Here is an 18,887-nt window from a genome sequence, read left to right as displayed (position 1 = left end):
ATACTAGCAAGTGGCATATCTCCCTATTGCCACAACCTATTCACCAATCTTCGAAGCGGGCTAAATGCCCGCCCCCAATATCACACTGTTGTCATAGTTAGGCGACAGGGTGACCCGATTACGACCATGTTTCTTAGATAAATATAACGCTTTGTCGGCATCAACGATCAACGCACGACTGTCATAGCCAACAACGGAAGACGCTGACACGCCAAAACTGGCAGTAATTTGAAACTTAGCGCCAGCAGGTGTGCTATCTATCCGTTCGATAGCGAGTCGGCACTGCTCGGCGACGCGGGTGGCATTCGCCATATCGCAATCAGGCAGCAGAATACCAAACTCTTCACCGCCTAAGCGGCCAACTAAATCAGCACGCCGCCCGCTACTGCTACAAACCTCACCCACGGCTTTCAATACCCAGTCACCTGCCGGATGGCCGTAACTGTCGTTAATTCGTTTAAAATGGTCCAAGTCGAACAAGACAAAGCTAACACTTTGCTGCGCTGGTTGAGCACTTACCAACGCCTTTTCAAAACATTCAGAAAAATAGCGACGGGAAAGCACGCCAGTTAACGCATCCACTTCTACCTGTTTTTTTAAGCGCAACTGATGCAATTTGGTCTTATAAACCCAAAGGATCAGCATACAAACCACAATCAACGCCATCGATAAATACAAACGATTATTTTCAGCTTCGACTTTGGCAACTTGAGACTCGAGATCGGCGAGGGAAAGTTTTTTGTTTAGACTTGCAATATGCCTAGTAGCTTCTTCAGCTTTTAACTTGACAGAGTAGAAAGCAACAGCTGAAGAAAGTTTTGAATGTTCAACCGACGATTTTACTAGTTCATATTCTTTTAAAAATTTAAATGCTCTCTGTAAATCACCAATACTATAATATGCTTGGTAAAGAGTTTTGTAGGCTTGCACTCTATTCTCAATATAGCTTTGATCGACATCATAATCAAAAGAGAGCATGGCATATCTAACGGCTTGTTCATAACCTTTATTATCTAACCATATAGAAGAAAGTGTGACATACCACTCAGCAATGAGATTGTCGTATTTTGTATTTATCACACGTTCAAGTTCAGAAACAGCAAGATTTAAAAAATTAAATCCATTTCCGTCTGCCACTCCTTTTTTTATTATGTTCACCTGCCCTATATATGCCAAAATATGCTCACCTATTTCTTTGCAAAAAGAAATATCATCATTAACTGTTGAACTTTTAATCCCTGAATCAGACAGCTCACTATATATTTCAGACTCAACAACAAGCTTCAAGCATCTATTTCGGTCATCAAGGTATTTAGTTTCCATACTACTCAACGCCGCTGCAGCCTCAACATTCAACCCAGCCTTCAATAACGTATAAGACATTAGCAGCGTTGCATTATTCCGTTTTTCTTGTTTTACTTTATTATATATTTCATCAGAAAATTTTAGAGCATTTGAAAACGCTTTTTCAGTTTGACCTTCAAGCCCATACAGATTAACTAAGGCGATTAATGAAAGAAAAGCAGCATCAGCATTAATGCTTTCCTCGACAACACTTTCATATAGAGATATAGCGTCCGATGTCTTACCTAATCTTGAAAGGTAAAAAGCTTTCAAATAATTTAAATGAGACACCTGATACGAGCTCATATTTTTTCTAAAACTTTCCAAATGTTCAATTTTTCTCTCAAATACACTCATGTTTTTTGTTCTAAGGCTTTCAGCCTCAATCAATAGAGCGTCAAAATCTTCAGCAAAAGAATTAAAGTTCAGGAGTAGCATAAATAATGCTACTCCGCCTAACTTATGAAGGAAAAATCTAAGCAATGTTATACAGCCTGCGCTATCAATGATTCAACTTCACTATCTTTCTCTGTGTCATCTTCTTCATCTTCAGGCTTCTCAGGAAACAGGGCACAATAAATATCTCCATTCCCCAAATTAGCAAGACGTTTAGGTTCGCGGCTCAAAATAGCAGCCTGCTCTTCCTGACTCAGCTCATAAGACTGCATCGTTTCAACCAGCTCTTGTTCTGTCATTGCTCGTAACTTCGCGCTGGAACCAAACTCAACCGCAAACTTGATTAAATTGCTCATAACACTTCCTTTTATGTGTTGGCCTAGGCCACCTTTAATTTCGAGGGGAGTAAATCATCCCTCACTGTTAAACCTGTATTAAGCTGTTCCAGCGATAGCTTTGATTCGTTCTATCATTTTATGATTACGCTTTAGTTTCTCACTGGGCGGTATCACTAATGTCGTGTGCATCGCCATTTCAGCACTTGCTAACTCACCAAGATGAACTCTATCTGCCCTTGGATCTGCAAATGGCAGGGTCGCGGCTTCGTACAACAGAACTTGATGATCAGCAGGGTAGGTTTCCATCAGCAGCTCAGCCAATAACGCAATATATCGGGTATCAGGTTCGAAACGTGTCATCGCCAAATCACCGGCCATCGCTGGCTGCCAAATAACCAAGTAGGCCGAGGAATCAACTCGTCGCTGATGATACATAAATTGACTGGCTGCAAAATGTTGGCAACCAACCTCTCCGGGATCGATACCCAAATCAGTATACAAACAATCCTCGGCGGAAATGCCCGGCTCAAATACCACATTTAGATTGTCGGCTTTAGCTACTCTCACTAACTCGTGGGGTGCCCAAGCAAACACACCAGGATGACCGTAAAAAGCAGCACAAACGCGCTTGCCGAGTCGTACAGCTTCAAGCACAGTATTGACCATCAATTGATAAGTATCTTCCCGTGACCGCCCCTCACCATAATGCTGCTGCAAGCTAACAAAATTACTGTTCAGTGAACTGAGCCAGGTCTCTGTCGCGCTATGAGAAACAGAGGCAAAAACGATGTCAGCCTCCTCAACATAGCTTTTCGCGATGGGTGTGATGTGTGCCCCAAGCATCATGCCTGTGCCTACGACCGAAAGCTGGCCAGGTTTACCTTTGTTCATTGCATTCATCTTTTAATGTTGTAGAGGTAACAGCCCAAAATTCGAAGTCATCTGTCGTCTTTCTATTCACATCAATCTTATGAAACCCAAGCCTTGTCACCAGTGTTTTGGCAGGCCAATTCTCAACTGCAATACGCGCGGTAACGCTCGCCAAGCCAAAAGATGTAAATGCATAACGAGCAATACGGTTCATCGCGATATCGGATATCCGAGGGGATCGAACGAATGGCTTCAACATGATGCCAATTTCAGCACTATCGGTGTTTTCAAACATCAAACCAATCAAACCGCATGAACCACTGCCATCGACGCTAATAGTCCAATAAGCGCACCGTGGCTGCTTGACGTTTTGCTGTTGCAAGACATAGGAAAACAACGCTTCAGTAGTTTGCTGTTTGAGTGGTGCGCCAATAAAACGCATGGTTGCAGGGGTTTGATAAAGCTTTGAGAATAATGAAAAATCAGACTTTTTTATAGGAATAAGGCGAACACCGTTCTCCGCACTACGAAGATCAGGTTGTTGGTGAAAATCCTTTTTATGACCGTCCAATTGTCTAATGGCGCATCTCTGCATTAAGCCAAATTGATCTCAATCAAAACAGATTATGTTGTTCTATCATTGTTTTTTTTATTAAACAATGCATTAACAGGCAAACAGTGAAGGATTCACACAATATGTTTGATCACTTCCGCTTCGCCGTTCTAATCACCCCTAACTCATGCTCACTACGATCAAACACGCAGAAGTAGTTACTCAGCAACGGCAACCCCAGTATCGACTGGTTTGCCCAGCCATCGAGCTGACTAATCACAGTAAACATAGCTTCGCCCTCACCGGGCGCGTTGATCTGCCAATAGTGGGTGGCGGGACAGGTTAAGGTGACGTCACCGTACTCCCCTTCCATGACAAAATGCAGATCAGGCCAATGGGGCAGATGCAATTTGCTCATGGGTAACCCAGTCAACTTCCGCGCGGTTTTTTGCCCCGCTGCGACCAGATCCAACAATCCGGGCTCTAGCTTGCTCAGGCAGTCAGTGAAGTATTGGTACATGGGATCGGTCAGCACCATGAAGCTGGAGCCGCAATCGAAGATACTGTTGCTCTGATAGCTCTTCTCGTATTTGGGTTGGATCCGCTCTACGTCCATCGCTGCGAATCCGTCTACCTGAAACTTCTTAATGCGGGTGTTGTAGTAAACATCATGCACCACAGACACGGCTTCCAACTCACCGTGATACAGGTGGGTGTGTTCCTCACCGCCACCCAAAATAAGAAAACCTGTATTTAACGGATCATGTAGCAGTTCACTTTCTGCTTCGTCGGCTTCCGTCATATGGTAAAACGCCCGCTGGGTATACAGTGCAAACTTGTTGCTGCAACGGCCATCCTCTTCCATCGCGGTAAAATAGGGGGTGATATGCACGGTTGGATATTGCTTAAACAGTTTTTGAAAACTCTTAAGCTCATTGTGATCGGCAACCGCATTAAACGGCCATGGATAGGTATGGGCGATATCACTGCCCTGCTGTTGCAAGTAGTCAGACATGTCGTGAACAGTGTCTAGCGGCGCGTAGGCCAAGCCCCAGATGCCATCCGCTTCGAAAAAATTACGTTGTGGCTCTTCAACAATCAGCGCCAGCGCCACATCATCCAACACCACTTGTTCATCATCGTGGCCGATACCAATCTGTGAATGCACCACGGGTCCCGCCCAACCACCTGCGCCATAGGCGATCGCCTGTGCCAGCGGCGTGGGTTTAAGGTGGGCGTCCTGATCGGGCAACACTTTGTCTGCCCGCACCGCTAAGGCGGAACTGCCCGTGTCGAGCAACACATTCACCAGGCGCTTCTCACTTCCCACATATATTGGCGCGGTGTAGCCGCCTTCGGCGTACGCCATGGTGATGGGAATAACCATCGCTTCATGAAAGCTTGTTTCGGCCTTGGCTTTACGCGGCTCAGCCTGCGAATGCACGAGAGTCTGCTTGTCTTGGCTGTTTTGCGTCATGGTGTATCGCTCCGTCTTTGCATTATCCGTTTATCGCTATGACTTCGATCATGGGTTGCTTTTTACTGTCATCAACGCGATACCCAGTAGCACGAGGCTACCGGCCGTTATCAACCCCTGAGTGATCGGCTCTTGCAACCAGAGCGCTGCGCCAATAGCAGCCAATATCGGCACCAGCAATTGGCTAACGGCGGCATGACTGGCCTGTAGATAGCGTAATGCCTGATACCAAAGCGCGTAGCCCACACCAGATGCCAGAGCACCAGAAGCAACGGCAAGATACAAACCTCGGGGATCGAGATTGATATGTATTGTGATCTCGTCTAACCAGAGCGAGGCAAACAACACAAAAATCAATGCAACTAATACGATCCAAAGCAGAGAGGCTGCAAAATGATCCCGGCTCTCTTTTAACGGATCTAAGCTGCCGCGCCCCGCCAAGGTGTAGAACCCCCAGGCGATCCCCGCTACGACCATAAGGCCAACCCCGATAAAGCTGATGTTGCTAGCATCACTTTGTTTGGTTACTGCTGGTAGCACCAGCCAAACAAACCCTGTCAACGCAAATAGAAAACCTAGCCATTGTCTTTTGCTCAACGACTCGCGTTGCACTAGCGCTGCTGTCATCAATGTAAATTGCACTGTGGCAAACAATATCAGTGCGCCAAGGGCGGCGCCCAGCTCAACATAAGCAAGGGAAAAACCTAAAGCATATAATGCAAGCCACAAAGCAGCACCACGGCGCAACCAAGACCTGTTGACAGAAAACGCTTTGCTGTCTTTGCTGGGGCATGCCGAGACCAGCGATGCACGACGCTCAATCAGCCATCGCCGCAGTAAAGTGAGTACCGCCAACATCACTGCGCCAGAGAATAATCGCACCAACGTAAAACTATACGGATCCATCGCTTGCGCTGTTTCAGCAGCGGGAGCCAATGCCTGCCGACACAACAAAGAGTTGGCAGCAAACGCCAGCAAAGCGAGGGATGTCAGCGCAACGGTACGAAGCTCGATGAGTAAGGAGTTTGATTCAACAGGCGTTTTGGCTTCCATCAACAACTCGTAAGTTAACCTTGGTTGCTAAAGCTAATGAACAACAGCCTAAAAAGCTAGTTTTGGTCATAGTGATCGCTGTCAAAAAACTTGTCAGTCATCACTCGAAATTTGTAGTAATTAATCAAAAGCTAACTAACTGATTTAAAAGTAACCAAGAAAAAGCGGTAACTAAATGTTAACATTCACTGCTGTTACTTGTAACATTGCAGTAATAAATTGATGTGCATCATAGTTACAAACGCCTATACTGTCTGTTGGACGACTACAGATTCCACATGGAAGAAATTGGTAGAGCAAGGTATACACGCCCTTCCGTTTCATCCTTACATTAACAAGTCAGTGACTTTTTAATGGTGTACCAGCGAGGTAAATAGTGCTCGCACAGTACAAGGGATGACAATAGAAAATGATGTTGCCTGGCTGGTAGTCGGTCGATAACTGTAAAAAGAATGTCCTTGTGGCGCGTGAAAGGACACATTGAAGAAAGTGGTACGTTACACCGGTAGTAGTTAGCAGTTGGCGGCGGACGTTTCAAGGAGCTCAAAATGAACCTCAGTTACAGAGATATCTTCTTGGTACTATTTGGTGCCGGGTTTACAGCATTTGTGAACTCAGTTTCCAGTAACCAAGACGCTTCTCAAGCAATTCCAGTGTCTCAAATGGCAGCAGTGGACGCAGTCATTGTGGAAGAAGCAGAACCTAAGTTAGCAACCTCCAAGCTAACCATCGAAATACCTTCCAGCAAAGCTGGCGAAAAAACCTTCTTAGAAGCATTTGATAGCGAGTCGAAACTCACTAACGCTGAGCGTTGGCATATGGTGGCAACCTATTTTTCCGAAGAGGAAGGTGCCAATAAGCCTAATTTCGATCTCAGTCAGCCTGCCCTTGCGGCGACTTACCTTAACCAACTAATCACCGACAGTGGGATCAGTTTCGACAACAAGCTGGCGATCGCTGACGCTTTGCAGAAATTGCAAGACGCGCCAAATCAGCCTGGAGTTGTTGCCTATTTCCACGATCAGTTGGATGAGATTGACGAGCCAGCACAACAAGTGCGTACACTTAAAGTGATGCACGAAGCCACCGAAGAGTACATGCTCGATGAAGTGGTGTTGCTGTTGGATAGCGACGCCAGTGAAGTTCGTTTAGCGGCACTTGAGGTCTTGGTGCATGCTCCGCACAGTGATGCGCTTGAGCAACGGTTGAATCGACTATACGAAAGTGATCAATCTGACGAAGTTAGCAAGCGAGCGTTGACCGCACTAACCAAGTTCAGAGAACAACCATAATCGTTTCTCGCTAACAAACCGGGCCTCTCGCCCGGTTTTTTGTTTTTATGCCAACCCTCTAAAAATTCGACATTTATCTGTCATAGTTTCGATTTCTGACTTACCTTTAACGAATAAGTAATAGACGTTAGAGTGCCCCCGCCATGGAAGAAAATATTGCTGATGTGCAGAAGTACTACGACCTGATCGCTGATTTCTTGGTGGAGTACAGTTTCCAACTGTTAGGTGCCATCGTAGTTCTGCTGATCGGTCTCTGGATCGCTAAGAAAGTAGGCATTTGGATCAATAACCTATGCTTGCGCCACCACGTTGATGTGACCCTGGCAAACTTTCTCGCCAATATGGTGAAGATCGCCATCATCGTGATGGTGGTCATTATGACCCTCAATCAACTTGGCATTGCCATCACACCATTTGTCGCAGCGATAGGTGCCGCATCATTAGGTGCTGGTTTGGCTTTTCAAGGCATGCTCTCTAACTATGCGGCAGGCTTAACCATCATTCTTACCCGGCTGTTTACTATCGGTAATACCATCCGAGTGCAAGGCGTTCACGGCGTGGTTAAGGAGATAAACCTTGCCACCACCTTGTTAGAAAACGAAGACGGCGAACTGATCCTGATCCCTAACAAACACATTGTCGGCGAAATAGTCCATAACTCTGCTGCGGCTCGAGTGATAGAGGCTGAAGTTGGGGTTGCCTACGATACGGATATCGACAAGGCATTAGCCGTGATCCGAGAAGCGATAGCCCAAACAGATGATAGTCAGGACAAAGCCAACAATAACGACAATGAAGCCACAGAGAGCGACACTTTAACGCCGAATATCGGTATCGACCGCTTTGATGACAGCGCCATTGTTATCGGCTATCGGGTCTGGGTACCCAGCCTCAGCTTTTTTGAGCGAAAATACGCGCTGAATAAAGCAGTCATTGACGCTTTACGTCGCGAAAACATCCAGATCCCATTTCCACAAAGAGTTGTCCATCAGTACAAGGATCCCGCGAGCTAATCCTGCTGTACTGCCGCAGATCAAAAAAGCCGACTTAACGTCGGCTTTTTCAGGCAATAAGTATTGCTTAGTGATTACAGCTTGGACCGTGCACGTGACCATGCTCCAGTTCATCATCTTTCGGCTCACGCACAGCGGCAACACTGCCGGTAAACGTGAGTGTCTTGCCTGCTAATGGGTGGTTGCCATCAACAGTCACTGTGTCATCACTGACGTTTGTGACAACAACGCGCACCGGACCTTGATTGGTTTCAGCGGTGAACGCCATACCAACGACGATCTCTTCAGTCTGTTGGAATGCTTCTTTAGGTACTTCCTGAACCATTTCGGCATGGATCTCGCCATAACCATCTTTTGGTTCAACAACCACTTCAAATTCAGTACCCGCTTCCATGCCTGTCAGCGCATTTTCTAACCCTGGAATAAGATTGCCGTGGCCATGTAAATACTCAAGCGGCGTACCTTCGGCAGAAGCATCTAGTACTTCACCACTGGCGTCTTTAACTTGATAATTAATCGATACGACTTTGTTCTCTGCAACAGATTTTGACATTTATTAACCCTATGAATTATATGTAATATATTATTTTTAATGGACTTAGTTAAACAAGTGAAGTCATAACTCACTCACATTTTAAGCCATCGCCTCATTTATGCGCTGTACAACTTTATAGCCTTTCAGGGTCATATATGCCCTACGTACTCGGTAGTCTTTTTCATCATGCCGTAACTCAATCAGACGCAGACCTTCCTTTTCATGCGACAGTCTGTCTGATAGCATTCTAAGGTTGCGGCTAGTTGTCGCTTTTGGTAATCCTAGCCTGTGAGATATATCGCTACTCGATACACCATCCTCACACGATACTTCCATAAGAATAGCGATGCCATTAAGCGGGAAGTCAAAGTGAAGATCTTTTAGAATCTCTGTAACTTTTATAAGTTTCTTACTAATTAGAAAATCTGCCCTAACAGAGTTTTCCACTGCTGCCGTTTTCGATAAATCATCCATTCTTTTATTTCGCTACATCAGTCGTTACTAATATCTGACTCCATTTTCATAAACAAAAACAGCGCTTACTTATCAGATGATTAATTGTCTTCGTTAAGAAAAGTCTGTTGTCAAAAGCAGGTAGAAACTCATGCTTTATAGAACAACGACTTTGTTCTCTGCAACTGTCATTTAAATTCCTGTGCTTATCAGTGCATGGTTCATGAGCTTAAACCCATGGTAAATAGATAGTGAGGCTAGGCCTAACAGCTATCCGCTCTACGGTCTTTCAAATCAGCCCGCTAACACCGTTAAGCATCAGCATTTTGCTTATCCCATTTAGTTATGGGCAGCAGGCAGTAATTTCAAGTGATAAATAGTCTGTTGCGGCAAAAAGGGTGATGGGTTGCCCTCAACCCAATCCTGGTGACCAGCCTGATAGAACTCAGAGAACGGATGTCCGCTCTGCCCAGTTGGCATATGAAATATGCCATCAGCTTCCCTACCCGGCGCTACCACCATACGTTGTGACGCGCCAAACGCTCGTCCCTGTATCCGAACTACGTTTTTCCGGTCTCCAGCAATTGCTTGTTGTGGCATATCAAGAAAATAGCCAAGCCCCGGTACCGCTCTGCTTAACGGGTGTTGCAGGTGAAGCTGATGGGCTAGCCCCCACGTTGCTTCGTCAGCCGGCAACCCATTAAGTGTAAGTTCACTAAATGCGGTGCGAGCGCTGTTTAGCAGCAGCGCTTCCCAACTCACAAACGCCGGATTAAGCAAGTGATCGGGCTGCTCACTGATCAGCAGCCATAATGGGTTATCAATAAAGTTGTCGATACGTTTTACGCTAAACCCTTGGTAGTCCTTCAATGTCAGTGCTTGATAAACCGGCCCTAGGCTGTTTTCAAGCACCGCTTGGCGATAAGCACTCACCAAACGATAACTGACAGACGACACTTCGGCATGCCCATCCCACTCATCTAGAATGGCTAACAGTTCTGCGGCAAACACGGGCTCAGGTTGAATATCAACCACATCCCGCAGATGGTCTGCCCAGCGCCCCAGCAACCGGTTTTCAGTGTCGAGTTGGATCGCCAACAGATCGGCCTCATTCAATTTGGTTTTAGCCGCTAAGCGCTCGGCAATGGTGCCAGCTCGGATCCCGATGTCGTAACCACCATCACCAATCAAAGGGTAACGTTGATCCATTAACACCTGCGAATTAGCCGTCCACAAATAGCCGTCTAACTCATCGGCGACCACGCGGGGATAGTCTTCTGCCGCACGATACCCCTGCCAGTTACCATCCTGTTGTGACCAATCCTGTACCCACTGTTTATCTAACCAGAGGCGATCGGGGATAGCGCCAAAAACACTCCAGGAAAGGTTGCCCTCGGCATCCGCCAGCATCATGTTTTGCGCCGGAACACCGCTGCGGCTGGCAATCGCTAAAGCTTCAGCACTGCTCAGCGCTTTAGACAGCTCCATGATCTCAAAGTTAGCCCCTTGTTGATCATGAGCGATCCAGCGATAGGCAAGCAGGTTCCCCTGTTCATCTTCACCAATCACCGGTCCCCAGATAGTTTCACGCACCGTAAATGGATTCGGGTGGTTGTTCACCATGATGATCTCTTCATGGTAATCAAATTCACGCCAGCCAGTGGGGGTCAAGTACTGGCTGCGGCGGTCATCCGTCACTAACCTAACCACCTCACTCCAGTCGCCATAGGTATTGGTAAAACCCCAGGCAAATTTTTCATTACTACCCACCACCATAGCGGGTGTACCAGGTAACGTAGCCCCGGTGACTCGGCGCCCGTCCTCCAGATACCAACTAGCGCGATACCAGGTATTAGGTACGCGAATGCCCAGATGCATATCATCCGCGACAATGGCAGCCCCATGATGGCTGCGACTGCCAGCAACGCCCCAGTTATTACTGCCAGGGATCCCTTCGTCCGCCCAATGATAAGCGGCCAGCGTATGACCTGGCGCTAAGCCGTTCAGTAGAGCAGCGATTGGCATCTCGGGCAAAGCCAGGCGGGTAGTAACGTCGCCCGCCAGCGGTGCTTCCCAATGGAATTTCGAATCGTCACCAATATCTGCTGGCTGCGGCCTGAGAAATTCAAACCAGTCAGCAGGAAGCTGCGTCTGCATAAAGTCGAGGGAGCGTTCATAGCTACCATCATGATCCTGCAGATCAACATACATAGAATAGAGACACAGCAGACTGTCTTCTGCAGACCAGGGGCGAACAGATTGCATCAACAGTAGATACTCAAAGGGGCGCGCGCCTAAACTGGCCACCCCTTCATTCACACCCGCGGTATATGAATCAATCACAGTGCGCTGTGCCTCTGGCAGCGCCTCGATGGTTTGCCTTGCCCGCGCTCTAAACCTATGGGTGCGCATTTCTCGATCCCAGTCCAGCGCTGCGCTACCAAACAATTCCGATAGTTCACCGGCAGCGTTTCTTCGCAGCAGATCCATTTGAAAATAACGATCTTGGCCATGCAGCCAACCAAGGGCATAAGCTCTATCCGCATCATTGGCGGCTGATATCGTCGGCACACCATGACTATCCCGCTCGATTTTTACCGCCTGCGTAAGCGGGTGACCACCCCACTCACCTTCTAATACAGGTAGACTGGCCGTCACCGCAAAATAGACCCCGCCGAACGCCAGCAGGGTTAGCACAAACGCCATCAGCAGCAATCGCTTAATGATTTTCATCGAATACTCGCAAACAAAGGAGATAACAATTAGGTCGTTAATAAAACTTAGCGCAGTTTTAACTTTAATTTAAATCAATCAGTTAGAAATGTGCCACGGGTTTGATATGACGACAATATTAGGGGTGACAACGGAATAAACAGGAGGAGTTTTACGGTGTTTACAAAGGTCAAACATGGCCCTTGTAGCAAGGGCCATCTACGACTCGGCTATTAAGGCTTTTTAACCCAGCCTGCGCACCAACCTTTTGCGTTCACCAGTTTACCTGGGAACAGATTGCAGGGACGCCATTCATCACCGTCGGTACCGGTGATATGCATACAATTAGCGCAGTCCTGTTCAGCATTTTCACTGGCGTGCACATACTTAAGTGCTTTCGCCGTCGCATCATCTAACGACAAGTGAGGCATGTCGCCAGCATGAGCAAATTGACGCAGTTGTGTTCCTACCGTGACTCCAACAATACCTAACGAAGCATATTTGAGGAAACGGCGACGATCATTTTGGTTAACGGGCATTTTATTATTCTCCGTGGCTATCCACAGTGTTTTTACTGTTGCCAGAGAAGAATAGTTCAATTTGAATAATTGGTATGTGAACTAACTCATTGAAGTTAATTTAGTTGTTAATAAAAAAAGGCTTCCATCAGGAAGCCTTTTTGCGGTCAAACATGGCCTATTCGTGGCCATGTCCAGAAAACAGTTGCTGGTAAACCTCTTCGGCTTCCATACCCCGACGATAAAGGGGCTCTAGCTGACGATGGGATAACTGACTGGCTTCATCAGCCATGGTTGGGTCACTTTCGGCCGCCAAGCGGGCGATCTTTTCACGCCACACAATGAAGTTACTTGCACTTGCCAAGGGAACCTCCTTGAAAATCAAATAAGAACTCTGGGTTGGCGGACTACTCACTCGCCAGCGAATAATTTTCACATTTACTTTGACAGTAAAAGTTCAAAAAGTGTCCAAAAAAATGGCTACTTTAACGATCAGTAGCCAATTTCATTTGATCGATCACATTGCCGAAACAAAGTCAGCAACGAATACAGTGCTAGATCACAAACAGCTCACAGAACAGGTTGACAGGTGTTGCTTCGAGCGCATTTTGATCCAAACAGAGGGACTCGATTTTGTCGCACCGCCCTTGTGGGAAGCGGGTTGCGAGGTTTTTTCTAAACTTAGATTCAAGCACCGGGATCCCCTCCTCCCGACGTCGACGATGGCCAATCGGATATTCTACTTCGATCTTTTCTGAGCAACTGCCGTCGTCATAAAACACTTGTACCGCGTTGGCGATCGATCGTTTTTCAGGATCGTGGTAGTCCCTGCTGTATGCAGGATCTTCAACAATCTCCATCTTCTCTCGTAACTCATCTATCAATGGATTAGCTCGATGAAAGCTATCTTCATAATGCTCTGCTACCAGATCACCGTACATCAAGGGCACCGCCGTCATATATTGCAAGCAGTGATCTCGGTCTGCTGGATTAGCAAGTTCCCCCTGCTTGGAGATAATGCGAATAGCCGATTCATGGGTGGTGATTACAATTTTTTCGATGGCGTGCAGGCGCTCTTTGACTTGCGGGTGCAATAATACCGCCGCCTCACATGCTGTTTGCGAGTGGAATTCCGCTGGGAAAGAGATTTTAAACAGCACATTTTCCATCACATAGCTGCCATAGGGGCGCTGCATCTTGAATGATTTGCCCTTAAAAGCAACATCATAAAAACCCCAGCCTGGTGCCGTAAGCACACCGGGAATCCCCATCTCACCGCGCATCACAATATCGACCAGCTTTACCGCCCTGGAGGTGGCATCGCCCGCTGCCCACGATTTGCGAGAACCGGCATTAGGAGCATGGCGATAGGTACGTAATGATTGCCCATCCACCCACGCATGTGACAATGCGGCCAGGATCTGCTCTCGATCGGCACCGTGAAGTTTGGCAACCACAGCGGTCGATGCCACTTTCACTAACACCACATGATCAAGGCCGACACGATTGAATGAGTTTTCCAGCGCTAAGCCACCTTGGATCTCGTGGGCCATGATCATCGCTTCTAACACATCACGCATCACTAATGGTGCCATACCTGAAGCTACCCGCTTCTGCGACAGATAATCAGAAACGGCTAGGATCGCACCTAAATTGTCTGACGGGTGTCCCCACTCTGCTGCCAACCAAGTGTCATTAAAATCCAGCCAGCGCACAATACAGCCGATGTCCCAGGCCGCCTTTACGGGGTCAAGTCTTAACTGGGTGCCGGGTACGCGTGCGCCATTGGGAACATGGGTACCTTCGACGATCGGCCCCAGATGCTTGGTGCACTCAGGAAAACGCAGCGCTAGCAGGCCACAGCCCAGCGTATCAATGAGACAGTTCCGTGCGGTTTGCCATGCTTCGTCACTGTCTACCTGATAGTTCAGTACGTAATCAGCGATCTCCTGCAAAATGTCGTCGTAAGGAGGACGTTCATTTAACTCTACATTCGCGCTCATCAGAATCTTCCTATTGCTATTCTTATCTATTATTCAGATGCGTAACCACACTATTTGGCTACGCGTTGTTCAATCGCTACGTAAGCGCGCGGCTCAGGCCCCACATAATCGGCACTTGGACGAATAATTCGATTATCCGCCCGCTGCTCCTTCACATGCGCTGCCCAGCCTGTAACGCGGGACATAACAAAGATCGGGGTAAACAGTTTGGTTGGGATGCCCAGATAGTGATACGCCGAAGCATGAAAGAAATCCGCATTGGGAAATAGCTCTTTTTCCCGCCACATCACCTGCTCACAACGCTCTGACACTTGATAAAGCAACGGCGAATCAGCCTCTTCAGCGAGCCGTTTAGACCACGCCTTGATGATCCCATTGCGCGGATCTGAGGTGCAATATACCGCGTGCCCAAAGCCCATCACTTTGTCTTTGTTAGCAAGCTTTTCCAGCAACAGTTGTTCGGCGTGTTCAGGGCTATCCATCTGCTGGATCAATGCCATCGCTGCTTCATTTGCACCACCATGAAGTGGCCCGCGTAAACTGCCGATGGCGGCGGTAATACAGGAGTGCATATCAGACAAAGTGGAGGCACAAACTCGCGCAGTAAAGGTCGATGCATTAAATTCATGTTCGGCATACAGCACTAACGACGCATGCATCACCGATTGATGCAACGCACTCGGCTTCTCTCCGTGGAGCATGTGTAGGAAGTGGCCGCCGACAGAATCATCATCGGTCGCTGTTTCGATGCGCTTATCGTGATGGGAATATTGATACCAGTAACAGATAATCGCAGGTAGCAGCGCGATCAGACGTTCAATCACTTGGTCTTGTTCAGCAAATGTCTGTTCCGTTTCCAGGTTACCAAGTAGCGAACAACCGGTCCGCATCACATCCATGGGATGCGCAGTCGCGGGGATCCGTTCTAACACCTCTTTCAAGGCCAAAGGGAGCCGCCTATGGTGACGTAAGCGTGCGTTAAACTCTTCCAACTGTGTCAGCGACGGTAATTCACCGTAAACGAGCAGATAAGCGACCTCTTCAAAGCTCGCATGCGCCGCCAAGTCAGCAATGTCATAACCACAATATGTCAGGCCAGAGCCCGATTGGCCAACGGTGCAGAGCGCAGTTTTACCAGCCACCTGACCACGCAGCCCTGCGCCACCCAGTACTTTTTGTACCATGATCCGATCCTCCATAAACTTGTTTGTGATGGTGCGATACGTGCCGCCCATCGATTTTTATCTGTTATGGAAGTCACTGTATGTAGGGTACAGCGACCTATATAGCTTCGATGTTAGAGTTAGTTGTTATCCTCGCTGTACAGCGCATCCAAACGCTGCTCAAAACTGTGATAGTTGAGAAACTGATAGAGTTCCTCCCGTGTTTGCATTTGTGGCACCAGATCACATTGATCACCATCGCTCTTAAGGGTTTGATACACCTTCAATGCGGCAGCATTCATCGCCCGGAATGCGCTGAGCGGATACAGCACCATGCCCACACCAGACTGTGCTAACTGTGGCAAAGTAAACAATGGTGTTTGGCCAAACTCGGTCATATTCGCCAAAATAGGGACATTCAATGCGTTGGCAAATGCAGCATAGTCGTCCAACGTATGCACTGCCTCAGCAAAAATGCCATCGGCACCAGCTTCAACACAGGCTTGGGCACGCTCAATCGCCGCTTCAAGCCCCTGCTGGGCAAACGCATCGGTACGCGCCATGATAAAGAACTGTGGATCGTGACGAGCGTCTACCGCCGCCGCAATGCGATCAACCATCTCCTGCTGACTCACGATCTGTTTATTAGGTCGATGACCACAGCGCTTCTGTTGCACCTGATCCTCTATATGAACAGCGGCCACCCCGGCACGTTCCATCTCCTTTATCGTGCGGGCAATGTTAAACGCACCACCCCATCCGGTATCAATATCCACCAGTAAGGGCAGATCTGAGGCTGCCGTGATTCGTCTAGCATCGGTCAATACATCATCCAGGCTGGTCATGCCCAGATCGGGTAAACCATAAGAGGCATTGGCCACCCCTGCCCCGGACAAGTACAACGCCTGATGACCAGACTGCTCAGCCATCATGGCGCAATAGGCATTAATGGCACCGACCACTTGCAGCGGTGTTTCGCTATTTAGGGCACTGCGAAATCGTGCTCCGGCTGAACTCATAGTTTGGTTTCCTTTTGATCGGGCGCTTTGGCAGTGCTTGCAGGCGTCAGCCTTGTGTCATCAACATCTGACATATCTTCTGCAAGGGTGCGTTCAATATTACGGCGAGCGGTTTGGATATGGCGCTGCATTAAGAGAGCGGCGAGTTCTCCGTCTCTGGCAAGCAAAGCTTCATAGATACGTTGATGCTCGGCCAACGCTTGTTGCGGCCTTGAGTGACGGTGACTGCCAGTGTAGCGGTAGCGACGAACTAGCTGATAGAGCTCGTCACAGAGCAAATTAATCAGGCTTTGATTACCGCTGCCTTGGATAATGCAGTAGTGGAAATCGAGATCACCTTGTTGGTTGAAGTAGCGCTTACCCTCTTGTGCGTCGATATACTCAGCGTGTTGAGTAAGCAGCTCACCTAAATCTGTTAGCGCCTGGTCACTCATCTGGCGAGCAGCTAAGCGACACGCTAAAGCTTCCAAACTTTCACGAATAAGGTAAATTTCTGCCAGCTCTTTTAGATCTAAATCGACCACCTGTGCGCCCACATGGGGGATTTTTCGCACTAGCTTACGCCCCTCCAGTCGATTTAACGCTTCTCGTAACGGGCCACGACTGATGCCATAGGTAGCTGATAGTTCAGCCTCCTTCAGCTTACTGCCAGGCGCAATTTCACCCTTGACGATCGCTTCCTGCAAGCGGAAGAAAGCATCATTATTTCGGGTTTGCGGATCTGCAATTATTGTTGACAATATAAAAGTCCACGCAGGATATCTATCTATAAAATAGCGATATCAAACAGACATTGTCAACAATGCGTCGTGATTAGCGGTTGTCGTTATCAGGCAGTTTTTGGTAGATAGAACAGATCAGGCAGGAGCTTTGCACAAAGTGGTCAACCGTATTGCGGTAGGCACGAATATGATACGGAGAGGGACCCATCTTCTGCTCAGCAAATTTTAAATACAGTAGGTCGAAGCCGTTTACGTTTAGATCATGCCAATCTGAAGCATCTATGGCAGTGACTAGGTGATTCTGAACATCCTTATAGCTGCTATAACCCCAACTTTGAGCAACGGCTTCCCTTAGTTTACTTAAGTGGTATTTCGGTTGGTCTAAATGAATATATTGTTCACATAATACGTGGGAAAAACGCGATACAACTTCTGAATAGCTAAGGCGAAACTTCGTCATATGATGCTCCGAAAACGAAAATTCTCATTGAGAGCGCTCCCCTGTTCGGGAGCCGGAACTCAACAAATTCAATTACGTTTTGTGCACCTATCACAAGGTAAACAAGAAATACCATTGTGAATACAGCAGGTTACAAACTAAAGGCATCTCTAATTTAAACACCTGGAACTAAGCATAGCTAAGAAATGGACAGCAATACCTTTTAAATTGTAATAAAAATAAAATATTTTCGAATGTTCATGTCGCCGAATAGCGCTCCGATCTCTCTTTATAGGTAGATCTATCGGTGTTTGAGCACATATAAAGCAGTTTCGGCATCAGGACTGACCAGTACAAACAGCAATGTTGCACTGATCATTCGTTGTAAGCGGCATAATCACAACAAAACGCTCGTCAAGCCAGTATCAGGACTCTAACCATACCTCTTTGGCCCACTGCCAAATATCCTGCCAGCTGCCTTCAGTCAGCTCACCGTCCACCCAATGAACGACTTCCCCCTCCGGCGTCATACAATAATAGGTACCACGATCAGCACAAATTACTATCAGGTGGCGCTCTACCCCTTCTGACCATGCGGTCGCGGTGACCTCTGGTAAGTGGGTGTGCAGATAGGGATCAGAAGCGGTGACTGGCTCAATGCTGCCATACACGACATCACTCACCTCCTTTAGGAAGGTTTTCAGATCGCGAGGCATAGGTAGCAGGATCTCTTCCTCAATCACCACAAGATCATCGTCATCCGGCAGTTCAACGGGAACCGGCACGGACAGGCTGACTTCGCGCAGGCGTTCTATGGTTTCTTGCATTGCTCTACCTTTTTGTCATTCCCATCACTGCCAACATGAGATGGGGTATGAACTGTGATTAACAAAGATTGTTAGTTCTATGGCTAAAAACTTATGCCGGCGATTTTGGAGGGCAAGTGCCGAAGAATCAAGTCAGTATGACAAAGAGACACTGACTTGT

General features: G+C 47.5%; 19 protein-coding genes. 2 read left to right on the top strand and 17 right to left on the bottom strand.

The genetic code is table 11. From position 1 onward, the window contains the following. Positions 1–60: 60 nt before the first annotated feature. From EXY25_RS01615 to EXY25_RS01590, 6 genes are all read right to left on the bottom strand, one after another. A complete protein-coding gene (locus tag EXY25_RS01615) occupies positions 61–1,782 on the bottom strand; it encodes a tetratricopeptide repeat-containing diguanylate cyclase (RefSeq protein WP_130565491.1) in 1,722 nt (573 codons plus the stop codon). A 47-nt stretch (positions 1,783–1,829) separates the two neighbouring features. Then, complete coding sequence (locus EXY25_RS01610) at positions 1,830–2,096, bottom strand: hypothetical protein (RefSeq protein ID WP_130565490.1); 267 nt, start codon at positions 2,094–2,096, stop codon at positions 1,830–1,832. Positions 2,097–2,174: 78 nt separating this feature from the next. Next, complete coding sequence (locus EXY25_RS01605) at positions 2,175–2,969, bottom strand: SAM-dependent methyltransferase (RefSeq protein ID WP_246019472.1); 795 nt, start codon at positions 2,967–2,969, stop codon at positions 2,175–2,177. Further along, a complete protein-coding gene (locus EXY25_RS01600; protein ID WP_207232089.1) occupies positions 2,956–3,519 on the bottom strand; it encodes a GNAT family N-acetyltransferase in 564 nt (187 codons plus the stop codon). Before EXY25_RS01600 ends, EXY25_RS01605 begins: the two co-directional genes overlap by 14 nt. Before the next feature lie 133 nt (positions 3,520–3,652). Continuing rightward, positions 3,653–4,978, bottom strand: coding sequence for a pepsin-like aspartic protease (locus EXY25_RS01595; RefSeq protein ID WP_130565487.1), 1,326 nt, complete (start codon positions 4,976–4,978; stop codon positions 3,653–3,655). Positions 4,979–5,026: 48 nt separating this feature from the next. Next, a complete protein-coding gene (locus EXY25_RS01590; protein WP_130565486.1) occupies positions 5,027–6,031 on the bottom strand; it encodes a DMT family transporter in 1,005 nt (334 codons plus the stop codon). Positions 6,032–6,579: 548 nt separating this feature from the next. On the opposite strand from EXY25_RS01590, the gene EXY25_RS01585 reads away from it, so the two are divergent. Beyond that, entirely contained in the window at positions 6,580–7,323 is a 744-nt protein-coding gene (locus tag EXY25_RS01585; protein WP_114336792.1) for a hypothetical protein, read from the top strand. Positions 7,324–7,466: 143 nt separating this feature from the next. Beyond that, positions 7,467–8,336: a mechanosensitive ion channel family protein gene (locus tag EXY25_RS01580; RefSeq protein WP_130565485.1), complete on the top strand. Its 870-nt coding sequence runs from the start codon at positions 7,467–7,469 to the stop codon at positions 8,334–8,336. Positions 8,337–8,403: 67 nt separating this feature from the next. Here EXY25_RS01580 and EXY25_RS01575 read toward each other — a convergent pair whose 3' ends face one another. The 11 genes from EXY25_RS01575 to EXY25_RS01525 all read right to left on the bottom strand — a co-directional run bounded on the left by EXY25_RS01575 (position 8,404) and on the right by EXY25_RS01525 (position 18,727). Then, positions 8,404–8,889 (bottom strand): FKBP-type peptidyl-prolyl cis-trans isomerase, encoded by a 486-nt coding sequence (locus EXY25_RS01575; protein ID WP_130565484.1) that lies wholly within the window; start codon positions 8,887–8,889, stop codon positions 8,404–8,406. Between the two features lie 81 nt (positions 8,890–8,970). Continuing rightward, a complete protein-coding gene (locus tag EXY25_RS01570; RefSeq protein ID WP_130565483.1) occupies positions 8,971–9,345 on the bottom strand; it encodes a helix-turn-helix domain-containing protein in 375 nt (124 codons plus the stop codon). A gap of 318 nt (positions 9,346–9,663) precedes the next feature. Beyond that, positions 9,664–12,057, bottom strand: a complete 2,394-nt coding sequence (locus EXY25_RS01565; RefSeq protein ID WP_130565482.1) for a penicillin acylase family protein — start codon at positions 12,055–12,057, stop codon at positions 9,664–9,666. A 212-nt stretch (positions 12,058–12,269) separates the two neighbouring features. Then, positions 12,270–12,575, bottom strand: coding sequence for a high-potential iron-sulfur protein (locus tag EXY25_RS01560; protein WP_114336796.1), 306 nt, complete (start codon positions 12,573–12,575; stop codon positions 12,270–12,272). A gap of 157 nt (positions 12,576–12,732) precedes the next feature. Beyond that, positions 12,733–12,918 (bottom strand): hypothetical protein, encoded by a 186-nt coding sequence (locus EXY25_RS01555; RefSeq protein ID WP_114336797.1) that lies wholly within the window; start codon positions 12,916–12,918, stop codon positions 12,733–12,735. Positions 12,919–13,108: 190 nt separating this feature from the next. Beyond that, positions 13,109–14,557 (bottom strand): 2-methylcitrate dehydratase, encoded by a 1,449-nt coding sequence (gene prpD, locus EXY25_RS01550; protein ID WP_130565481.1) that lies wholly within the window; start codon positions 14,555–14,557, stop codon positions 13,109–13,111. Positions 14,558–14,607: 50 nt separating this feature from the next. Beyond that, positions 14,608–15,741 (bottom strand): bifunctional 2-methylcitrate synthase/citrate synthase, encoded by a 1,134-nt coding sequence (gene prpC, locus EXY25_RS01545; protein ID WP_205695373.1) that lies wholly within the window; start codon positions 15,739–15,741, stop codon positions 14,608–14,610. A gap of 119 nt (positions 15,742–15,860) precedes the next feature. Further along, on the bottom strand, positions 15,861–16,739 hold the full coding sequence (gene prpB / locus EXY25_RS01540; protein ID WP_114336799.1) for a methylisocitrate lyase: 879 nt from the start codon (positions 16,737–16,739) through the stop codon (positions 15,861–15,863). Then, complete coding sequence (locus EXY25_RS01535; RefSeq protein ID WP_130565480.1) at positions 16,736–17,479, bottom strand: GntR family transcriptional regulator; 744 nt, start codon at positions 17,477–17,479, stop codon at positions 16,736–16,738. Before EXY25_RS01535 ends, prpB begins: the two co-directional genes overlap by 4 nt. A 73-nt stretch (positions 17,480–17,552) precedes the next feature. Next, complete coding sequence (locus EXY25_RS01530) at positions 17,553–17,921, bottom strand: hypothetical protein (RefSeq protein ID WP_114336801.1); 369 nt, start codon at positions 17,919–17,921, stop codon at positions 17,553–17,555. A gap of 404 nt (positions 17,922–18,325) precedes the next feature. Next, positions 18,326–18,727, bottom strand: a complete 402-nt coding sequence (locus EXY25_RS01525; protein ID WP_130565479.1) for an SMI1/KNR4 family protein — start codon at positions 18,725–18,727, stop codon at positions 18,326–18,328. Positions 18,728–18,887 lie beyond the last annotated feature (160 nt).

It is taken from the genome of Corallincola spongiicola (assembly GCF_004284785.1).
Lineage (GTDB): Bacteria > Pseudomonadota > Gammaproteobacteria > Enterobacterales > Neiellaceae > Corallincola > Corallincola holothuriorum.
Note: the sequence above shows the minus strand (reverse complement) of the source record. Positions and strands in the feature narration are given on the sequence as shown.